Here is an 8,989-nt window from a genome sequence, read left to right on the forward strand (position 1 = left end):
TGGTGGTGCGATGGAAACGGCTCCCCCCTGGTTCACCGGCCAGCTGCTCCTCGCGCTCCCCGGGATTGGCGACCCGCGCTTCGAGCATTCGGTGATCGCGATGATCAGCCATGACGCCGAAGGCGCGATGGGCATCGGCATCGCTGACCCGATCGAGGGCATGACGGTGGGGGCGGTGCTCGACCAGCTCGAGATCGCGCACGACGGCGATCCGCTCGATCAGCCGGTCTTTCTCGGCGGTCCGGTCGAACAGTCGCGCGGTTTTGTCATCCACAGCAGCGACTGGGGCGGCGAGGGCGCGGTGCAGGTCGCCGACCGCTGGACGATATCGAGCTCGCACGACATTTTGCGCGCGATCGGCGAGGGACGCGGTCCGTCGCGCTGGCTGGTCGCGCTGGGTTATGCCGGATGGGCGGGCGGACAGCTCGAGGACGAGATGGTGCGCCACGGCTGGCATGTGACGCCGGGCAGCGACGCGCTACTGTTCGATACGCCCCCCGAGAAAAGATGGCAGGCGGCCTTTGCCGAAGCCGGGATCGATGCGCGGTTGCTGACGACCGAGGGCGGCGAGGCGTAAGGAACAACGCCAAAAACACGTCGCCCCCGCCTTCGCGGGGGCGACGTTTTATCTCAGCGCGCCAGCGCGAGCAGCGGGCGGCCTTCGCTGAGGTTGGCGAGCGCGGTGCGCGCGGCCCAGCGCGAGTCGACATAACGGCCGTCGGACAGCTCGACATCATAGCGGATCGGGCTGTCGACGGCGGCGTTATAGGCGGCGGCGGCATCGTCGGTGCGACCCAGACGAGCATAAGCGGTGCCAAGGTTGATCAACCGCGACGGGTCGCGGGCATCGACATCGGTCTCGCCGGTGAGCTTGGTCACGGCGCCGCGATTGTCGCCGGCCTTGAGCTCGGCATAGGCGACCGGCAAGCTTTCCGAATCGGCCTGCGGGCTGGTGACGACAATGATCGATTGCGCGGCGGCAGGGGTCGCGAAAGCGAGAGCGACGAGCGGCAGCAGAATTTTTTTCATCTTTGGTATCTCCCCGAAACTTGGGAGGATTTTCTGCCCACATCGAAGAAAAGTCAATATTTTGAGCCGTTTGTAACATGGTTGTCACAAACAAGAATTAAGCTATTCGCGAGGCGCATTATAAGTCAGGATTTTCAGAATCTTGGCTTTCTCGACTCGCTGTCACATTTGTGACGCGCGGATTGTCACAATTGCGCCTGCTGAAAATTTATTTTCGCCGCCTCGCGATTTCGGGGCGGTTGCGTCGCGTCCCGATGCCGGATTCGCGCGAGCGGCATGCGCGTTCGCTGACACCCGCGAGCGGGTAGGCATCATCCGCGGTACGGCTCGGCCAGATGCTCCGGACTTGCGATATAAAGAAAAGTTTATATTTGATTGGATGGGCGCTTTGGGCTAGGGCGCGCAAGAAAATTTCGTGGCCGCTCGCCTGCGGTCGAACCCGCCAGACTGGAGATCAAGCCGTGGCCACTCTCGCCGCCGACACCCGTGATTATGTGATTGCCGACATCGGTCTCGCCGATTTCGGGCGCAAGGAAATCAACATCGCCGAAACCGAAATGCCGGGCCTGATGGCGCTGCGCAGCGAATTCGGCGCGGCGCAGCCGCTGAAGGGCGCGCGCATCACCGGCTCGCTGCACATGACGATCCAGACCGCGGTGCTGATCGAGACGCTGACCGCGCTCGGCGCCGAAGTCCGCTGGGCGACGTGCAACATCTTCTCGACGCAGGACCATGCTGCCGCCGCGATCGCCGCGTCGGGCGTTCCGGTGTTCGCGATCAAGGGCGAAAGCCTCGCCGACTATTGGGACTATGTCGGCCGCATCTTCGACTGGGGCGTCGAAGACGGCACCACTTGCAACCTGATCCTCGACGATGGCGGCGACGCCACGATGTTCGCGCTGTGGGGCGCGAAGATCGAGGCCGGCGAGACGATGCCGGCACCCGAGAATGAGGAAGAGATCGAGATGCAGCGCGCGCTGAAGGCGTTCGTCGCGGCGAACCCCGGCTACCTCACCAAGACCGTCAAGGCGATCAAGGGCGTTTCGGAAGAAACGACGACCGGCGTCCACCGCCTGTACCACATCGCGAAGAAGGGCGAGCTGCCCTTCCCCGCGATCAACGTCAACGACAGCGTCACCAAGTCGAAGTTCGACAACCTCTATGGCTGTAAGGAGTCGCTCGTCGACGCGATCCGCCGCGGCACCGACGTGATGCTCGCGGGCAAGGTCGCCACGGTCGCCGGCTTCGGCGACGTCGGCAAGGGCTCTGCGCAGTCGCTCCGTAACGGCGGCGCGCGCGTGCTGGTGACCGAAATCGATCCGATCTGCGCGCTGCAGGCGGCGATGGAAGGTTTCGAGGTCGTGACGATGGACGAAGCGGTCCAGCGTTCGGACATCTTCGTTACCGCGACCGGCAACGCCGACGTGATCACCGCCGAGCATATGGCGGCGATGAAGAATATGGCGATCGTCTGCAACATCGGCCATTTCGACAGCGAGATCCAGATCGCGGCGCTCGCCAACTACAAGTGGACCGAAGTGAAGCCGCAGGTCGACCTGGTCGAATTCCCCGACGGCAAGCAGATCATCATCCTGTCGAAGGGCCGCCTGGTGAACCTGGGCAATGCGACCGGCCACCCGTCGTTCGTGATGTCGGCGAGCTTCACCAACCAGACGCTGGCGCAGATCGAGCTGTGGACGCGCAGCGAGCAGTATAACAACGACGTGTACGTCCTGCCCAAGCATCTCGACGAAAAGGTCGCGGCGCTGCACCTCGAAAAGCTCGGCGTGAAGCTCAGCCAGCTGAGCCAGAAGCAGGCCGACTATATCGGCGTGCCGGTCGAAGGGCCGTTCAAGCCCGATCATTATCGTTATTGACGGCATCGGCTCCGGCCGAAGCATCAAAACTGTGGACGGCGCGCCCATCGGAAGGTGGGACGCGCCGTTTCGCTGTGACATGCGATTGAAACATGACTCCATCGTCTTTACGGCTGGCGGATATGGCACGGGCATCGGCGGCAATGCGGGAGCGTGACGGAGGATGAGCGGCACGCTGTCCCCGGCGCTCACCTTTGCGCTCGGCGGCTTTGCCGCGCTGTGGCTGCTGCTCGGCATCTGGGCGGCGGGGCGGGGTCTGGCGATGCAGCGGCGCTCGGCGTTCGCGGCGGCCCAGACCGAGCGGCTGGCCGGCCTGATCGAAGCCTCTCCCTATCTGCCCGTCGTGGTGCGCGGCGACTGGCGGATCGAGTCGAGCGAGCGGCTGGGGCGCTGGCTCGGACTCGAGCGCGGACCGCGCAATTTCGACGAACTGCGCGCGTTGAACGCGGGGATCGAGGCGAGCGAGCATGAGGCGTTGCGCCAGGCCATTCTCGGCGCGCAGCGCGGTGCCAAGCCGTTCCGCATGAGCCTGCGGCCTCAGGGCGGATCGCGGACCATCCTGGTCCACGGCGGCCCGGCACCCGTGGCGATCGGCGGATCGGGCAGCGTGCTGCTGTGGCTCGACGATGCGACCGACAGCCTGACGTCGCAGATCGCATTGAAGGCCGAGCGCGACGAGGCGATGGCGGCGTTCGAGGCGCTGTCCGGATTGATCGAGGTCGCGCCCTTTCCGATGTGGTTCCGCGACCCGCGGCTCGAACTCGCGCTGGTCAACCGCGCCTATGTCCATGCGGTCGAGGCGAAGAGCGCCGAGGTCGTGATCGAACAGGGCATCGAACTGCTCGAACCCGTCGCCGGGGTCAGCGCCGGCGAGGCGGCCCAGGCGGCGCGCACGGCGGGTGCGGCGCAGCTGCGTACGGTGCCGGTGACGATCGCGGGCGAGCGGCGGATCATGCGCGTCGTCGACGTGCCGTTGACCCCTGCGGGCGGCAAGACGATCGGCGTCGCGGGGTATGCGATCGACGTGCAGGAACTGGAAAGCGAGCGCGGCGCGCATCGCCGTTTTGCCGAGACGCAGCGCGAATTGCTCGATCGCATGTCGGCGGCGGTGGCGCAGTTCGGTCCCGACCAGGGACTGGTCTTCGCCAACCAGCCGTTCCGCCGCATGTTCGACATTGACGCCGATACGATCGCCGAGATGCCTGCCTTTGCGCGGCTGCTCGACGCCTGGCGCGACGCCGGGCGTACCCCCGAGGTGCGCGATTTTCCCGAATGGCGGCAGGCGCATGTCGACTGGTTCGCGCGCGCCGAGGCGAGCGAGGAGGATTGGCTGCTGCGTGACGGGACGCATTTGCGCGTCGTGGCCCAGCCGACCCCCGACGGCGGGCTGCTCCTGATCGCAGAGGATCGCACCGAACAGGTACAGCTCGCGGGTGCGCGCGACACGCTGCTGCGCGTGCGCACCGCGACCTTCGACAATCTGTTCGAGGCGATCGCGGTTTTCGCGCCCGACGGACGGCTGCATCTGTGGAACCAGCGCTTCCGCCGGCTGTGGGGGGTCGACGAACCGACGCTGGCGGCGCACCCGCGCGTCGACGTGCTGATGGGCGGGCTCGCCGACCGGCTCGCCAAGCCGAACCAGATCAGTATCGTGCAGGAGGTGATCCGCGCCGCGACGCTCGAACGCACCCAGCGCGTCGGCGAAATCCGGTTCCGCGACGGGCGCTATTTCGATTTTGCCGCGATCCCGCTGCCCGACGGCAATGCCCTGCTCATCATGCTCGACGTCAGCGACAACCGGAAGATGGAGTCGGCGCTGCGCGAACGCAATGACGCGCTGGAGGCCGCCGACAAGGTCAAGACCGCCTTCCTGTCACGGATGAGTTACGAGCTGCGCACGCCGCTGACCTCGATCGGCGGCTTCGGCGAGATGCTGCAGGCGGGCTATGCCGGCAAGCTGTCCGACGGGCAGCAGGCCTATGTCGATGCGATCATGGATTCGGTCGCGGTGCTCGGGCGGCAGATCGACAATGTGCTCGATCTCGCGCAGGGCGAGGCGGGCACGCTCGTCGTCGAGCGCGCGCCGGTCGATGTCGTGCTGCTGCTGCGCGGCGCGCTCGGCCAGGCGAAGCTCCTCGCCGATGCCGAGGGGGTCGAGCTGGTCGGCAACCTGTCGGCGACGCTGGGCGAGGTCCAGGGCGATAGCGCGCGGTTGTCGCGGCTCGTCGCCGGGCTGCTCGACAATGCGGTCCGCTATACCGCGCCGACGCGCAAGCGCGGCGGGCGCGTGCTGCTCCACGCCGACGGCGATGCCAAGGGCGTCGACATCATCGTGTCCGACAATGGCCCGGGCATGCCCGAGGCGGTCGTTGCGGTGACCGAGGGGCAGCAGTCGGGCACGCAGAGCGGCGGCATCGGCCTCGCGCTGGCGCGCCAGCTCGTTGCCGCGCATGGCGGGACGATGGAGGTAATGAGCGAAAAGGGGCAGGGAACGCTTGTGCGCGTGAGCCTTCCGCGCGGATGACCGACGATCGTTACGACTATGGGCTCGCCGAGGCCGAGCGGATCGGGGCGGCGATCGGCGCCGCGCTGAGGCCCGGCGACGTCGTTCTGCTGTCGGGCGACCTCGGCGCGGGCAAGACGACGCTGGCGCGCGCGATGCTGAAGGCGCGCGGGCTCGCGGGCGAGGCACCGAGCCCGACCTTCGCGATCGTCCAGCCCTATGCGCCGCCCGAGGTCGACCTCGCCATCGCGCATGTCGACCTGTACCGGATCGAGGACGAGCAGGAGCTGATCGAGCTGGGGCTCGACGACTATCTCTATGATGGCGCGCTGCTGATCGAATGGCCCGAACGGCTGGGCGCGCAGGGCTGGCCGGACGCGCTGTCGATCCGGATTTCGGGGAGCGGCGACGCGCGCGCCTTGACAGCCGCGGTGCCGACGTCTTGGGGGAGCCGATGGCCGCTCCGATGATTCCGCCTCCGCATGCGCCCGCTTTCCTCGCCGCGCATGGCTGGGGCGATGCCCAGATCCTGCCGCTCGCGGGCGACGCGTCGTTCCGGCGCTATTTCCGCGTCGTCGACGGCGCGCGCCGCGCGGTGCTGATGGACGCGCCGCCGCCGCACGAGGACCCGCGCCCGTTCATCGCGATCGCCGAATATCTGTGCGACCAGGGGCTGAACGCGCCGACGATCTTCGCGCGCGACCTCGAGCAAGGCCTGCTGCTGATCGAGGATTTCGGCGACGTGCGGCTGCGCGAGACGGTCGATGCCGCGCTGCATGATGAAAGCACGCACTATGCCGGCGTGACCGACCTGCTCGTCCACCTCCATGCGCGTCCGCCGATGGACGGGCTGCCGGTGCATGGGCTCGAGCAATGGCTCGACGAAGTGATGCTGTTCAGCGACTGGTATTGCCCGGCGCTGGGGCTGGAGGTCGACCGCGATGCCTTCCGCGCGGCGTGGGAGGCGGCATTGCGGCCGGTCGAACTGGACGGCCTGCCGCGCGTCACCGTGCTGCGAGATTTCCACGCCGAGAATATCATGCTCGTCGGCGACAAGGCGGGGGTCGAACATTATGGCCTGCTCGATTTCCAGGACGCGCTGGTCGGCCATCCCGCCTATGACCTCGCCTCGGTGCTCGAGGATGCGCGGCGCGATGTGAGCCCCGCGGTCGAGGCGGCGATGCTCGCGCGCTATCAGGGGACGACCGGGCTCGATATCGAAAGCGCCTATTGGGCGCTTGCGGCGCAGCGCAACACGCGCATCCTGGGGGTCTTCGTGCGATTGTGGAAGCGCGACGGCAAGCCCGGTTACCGCCAGTTCCAGCCGCGCATGTGGGGGCTGCTCGAACGCGACCTCGCGCATCCGGCGCTTGTCCCCGTCCGGCAATGGTTCGACGCCAATGTCCCCGCCGACAAGAGGGCGGAGGCTTGGACGTGAGCGTGAAGATCGAAAGCGCGATGGTGATGGCGGCGGGACTGGGCAAGCGCATGCGTCCGCTGACCGCCACGCGGCCGAAGCCGCTGGTGCGCGTCGCGGGCAAGGCGCTGATCGACCACAGCCTCGACCGCATCGAGGCGGCGGGGGTCGGCCATGTCGTGGTCAACGTCCATTATCTCGCCGACGCGCTCGAGGCGCATCTCGCGGCGCAGAAACGGACCTTCACCATCGCAATTTCGGACGAGCGCGACCGGCTGCTCGAAACGGGCGGCGGGATGATGAAGGCGCTGCCGCTGCTGACCGGCGACCCGATCCTGATCGTCAACAGCGATAATATCTGGACCGACGGGCCGCAGGACAGCATCCAGCAACTCGCGCGCCACTGGGACGAAGACCGGATGGACGCGCTGCTGCTGGTGATCCGCCAGGCGAGCGCGACCGGGCATGGCGGGCGCGGCGATTTCCACATGGACCCGTGCGGGCTGCTGTCGCGGCGCAAGCCCGGGCGGATCGCACCCTTCGTCTACACGGGTGTCCAACTCGTGTCGCGGCGGCTGCTCGTCGATGCGCCCGAGGGACCCTTTTCGACCAATATCTTCTGGGACCGTGCGATCGCCGCGGGGCGGCTTTTCGGCCTGTCGCACATGGGGCAATGGTTCGACGTCGGTTCACCGGCGAGCATCGGACCGACCGAAGCCGCGCTGACGGATGGCTGACGCCAAGCCGACGCTCTTTTCGATCCCGGTCCAGCGGGCCTTTGCCGACGCGCTCGCCGCGGGGCTGATCGCGCGTTTCGCCGACGGCGCGCTGGGGCTGGCCGAGGGGCTGATCCTGCTCCCGAGCAACCGCGCGCGCAGCGCGGTGCAGGCGGCGTTTGTGCGCGCGGGCGGACAGGGCCTGCTGATGCCGCGGCTCGCGGTGATCGGCGACGCCGACCTCGACGAGGAGGTCGCGCTGGCGCTCGACCCGATCGACGAGAGCGGGGTCCTGCCCCCCGCGATCGACCCGCTGCGGCGGCGGCTGATGCTCGCGGCGCTGATCGAGAAGCACCAGCCCGCAGGCGAGGAGGCGATCACCGGCGCCGCGGCGTTCCAGCTCGCCGAAGGACTGGGGCGGGTGATCGACCAGCTTCATTATGAGGAGGTCGCGCCTGCGCGGCTTGGCGAGATCGAAGCGGTGCTCGGCGACCTTGCGCAGCATTGGCAGGCGTCGTGGGAACGGCTGCGCCTGCTCGTCGAGCATTGGCCCGCCGAACTGGCACGCGCAGGGATGATCGACCGCGCCGAGCGGCGCAACCGCCTGCTCGACCGCGTGAGCCAGGGCTGGCGTGTCGCACCGCCGGCGCGCTTCGTCGTCGCGGCGGGAATCACCACCGCCGCCCCCGCAATCGCGCGGCTGCTGCGTAGCGTCGCGGACATGGAGCGCGGCATGGTCGTGCTGCCGGGGCTCGACCTCGGCATGGCCGAGGAGGAATGGGAGGCGCTGGGTCCGGTCGCCGCCGACCCCGAAAATCCGGCGCGGCCGCTCGAGACGCATCCGCAATATCATCTGAAGCTGCTGATCGGGCGCATGGGCGTCGCGCGCGGCGAGGTGCGGACGTGGGAGGGCGTGTCGGATTTCGACGGACCCGAAGCGCGTGCCGATTTCGTCTCCTTGCTGTTCGCGCCCGCCGCCTACACCGCGCGCTGGCAGGAGAAGACCGACCTCTCGGCCGAAATCGCCGGGCTGTCGGGCACGGTGTTCGCCGACGACGGGCAAGAGGCGCAGGGCATCGCGCTGATGATGCGCGCGGCGGTCGAGACGCCGGGGCGCGCCGCAGCGCTGGTCACCCCAGACCGCGCGCTGGCCGAAAGGGTCGCGAGCGCGCTGGGGCGGTGGAACATCGATGTCGACGACAGCGCGGGGCGGCCGCTCGCGAAATTGCCGCCGGGGACTTTGCTGCTCGGGCTCGCCGAACTGGCGGCGCGATTCGACCCGGTGCGGCTGCTGACGGTGCTGAGCCACCCGCTTGTGCGCAAGGGCGAGGCGCGCCTGCCCTGGCTCGATCAGGTTCGGCGGCTCGACCTGCTGCTGCGCGAGCCGGGGCTGACGCCGGGCTGGGACGGGGTGTCGGTGCGTCTGGCGCTGCTCGCGGCCGACAAC

7 protein-coding genes and 1 pseudogene are annotated in these 8,989 nt (G+C 68.0%); 7 read left to right on the top strand and 1 reads right to left on the bottom strand.

Annotated features, from left to right (window positions below):
* Positions 1 to 10 precede the first annotated feature (10 nt).
* Positions 11 to 577, top strand: coding sequence for a YqgE/AlgH family protein (locus B1A78_RS18640; protein ID WP_077148404.1), 567 nt, complete (start codon positions 11 to 13; stop codon positions 575 to 577).
* Positions 578 to 630: 53 nt separating this feature from the next.
* Here B1A78_RS18640 and B1A78_RS18645 read toward each other — a convergent pair whose 3' ends face one another.
* Positions 631 to 1,029: a tetratricopeptide repeat protein gene (locus B1A78_RS18645; RefSeq protein ID WP_077148405.1), complete on the bottom strand. Its 399-nt coding sequence runs from the start codon at positions 1,027 to 1,029 to the stop codon at positions 631 to 633.
* Positions 1,030 to 1,490: 461 nt separating this feature from the next.
* Between B1A78_RS18645 and ahcY the strand changes: the two genes are divergently transcribed.
* The 6 genes and pseudogenes from ahcY to B1A78_RS18675 form a co-directional block, all read left to right on the top strand.
* Positions 1,491 to 2,906, top strand: coding sequence for an adenosylhomocysteinase (ahcY, locus tag B1A78_RS18650; RefSeq protein WP_077148406.1), 1,416 nt, complete (start codon positions 1,491 to 1,493; stop codon positions 2,904 to 2,906).
* A gap of 163 nt (positions 2,907 to 3,069) precedes the next feature.
* Complete coding sequence (locus B1A78_RS18655) at positions 3,070 to 5,430, top strand: PAS domain-containing sensor histidine kinase (protein WP_077148407.1); 2,361 nt, start codon at positions 3,070 to 3,072, stop codon at positions 5,428 to 5,430.
* On the top strand, positions 5,427 to 5,879 hold the full coding sequence (gene tsaE / locus B1A78_RS18660; RefSeq protein WP_077148408.1) for a tRNA (adenosine(37)-N6)-threonylcarbamoyltransferase complex ATPase subunit type 1 TsaE: 453 nt from the start codon (positions 5,427 to 5,429) through the stop codon (positions 5,877 to 5,879). Before B1A78_RS18655 ends, tsaE begins: the two co-directional genes overlap by 4 nt.
* On the top strand, positions 5,876 to 6,847 hold the full coding sequence (locus B1A78_RS18665; protein ID WP_077148410.1) for an aminoglycoside phosphotransferase family protein: 972 nt from the start codon (positions 5,876 to 5,878) through the stop codon (positions 6,845 to 6,847). Before tsaE ends, B1A78_RS18665 begins: the two co-directional genes overlap by 4 nt.
* On the top strand, positions 6,844 to 7,563 hold the full coding sequence (locus B1A78_RS18670; protein WP_256839320.1) for a nucleotidyltransferase family protein: 720 nt from the start codon (positions 6,844 to 6,846) through the stop codon (positions 7,561 to 7,563). Before B1A78_RS18665 ends, B1A78_RS18670 begins: the two co-directional genes overlap by 4 nt.
* Positions 7,556 to 8,989, top strand: a pseudogene (locus B1A78_RS18675) (double-strand break repair protein AddB); the annotation flags it as partial. The gene B1A78_RS18670 and the pseudogene B1A78_RS18675, both read left to right, overlap by 8 nt.

The sequence above is a fragment of the Sphingopyxis sp. KK2 genome (genome assembly GCF_001990265.1).
Classification (GTDB): Bacteria; Pseudomonadota; Alphaproteobacteria; order Sphingomonadales; family Sphingomonadaceae; genus Sphingopyxis.

What these genes read in the sequence shown, in the direction of transcription:
- B1A78_RS18645 (WP_077148405.1), bottom strand. Translation starts at nt 1,029, where the DNA reads ATGAAAAAAATTCTGCTGCCGCTCGTCGCTCTCGCTTTCGCGACCCCT.
- B1A78_RS18655 (WP_077148407.1), top strand. Translation starts at nt 3,070, where the DNA reads ATGAGCGGCACGCTGTCCCCGGCGCTCACCTTTGCGCTCGGCGGCTTT.
- B1A78_RS18665 (WP_077148410.1), top strand. Translation starts at nt 5,876, where the DNA reads ATGATTCCGCCTCCGCATGCGCCCGCTTTCCTCGCCGCGCATGGCTGG.
- tsaE (WP_077148408.1), top strand. Translation starts at nt 5,427, where the DNA reads ATGACCGACGATCGTTACGACTATGGGCTCGCCGAGGCCGAGCGGATC.
- B1A78_RS18640 (WP_077148404.1), top strand. Translation starts at nt 11, where the DNA reads ATGGAAACGGCTCCCCCCTGGTTCACCGGCCAGCTGCTCCTCGCGCTC.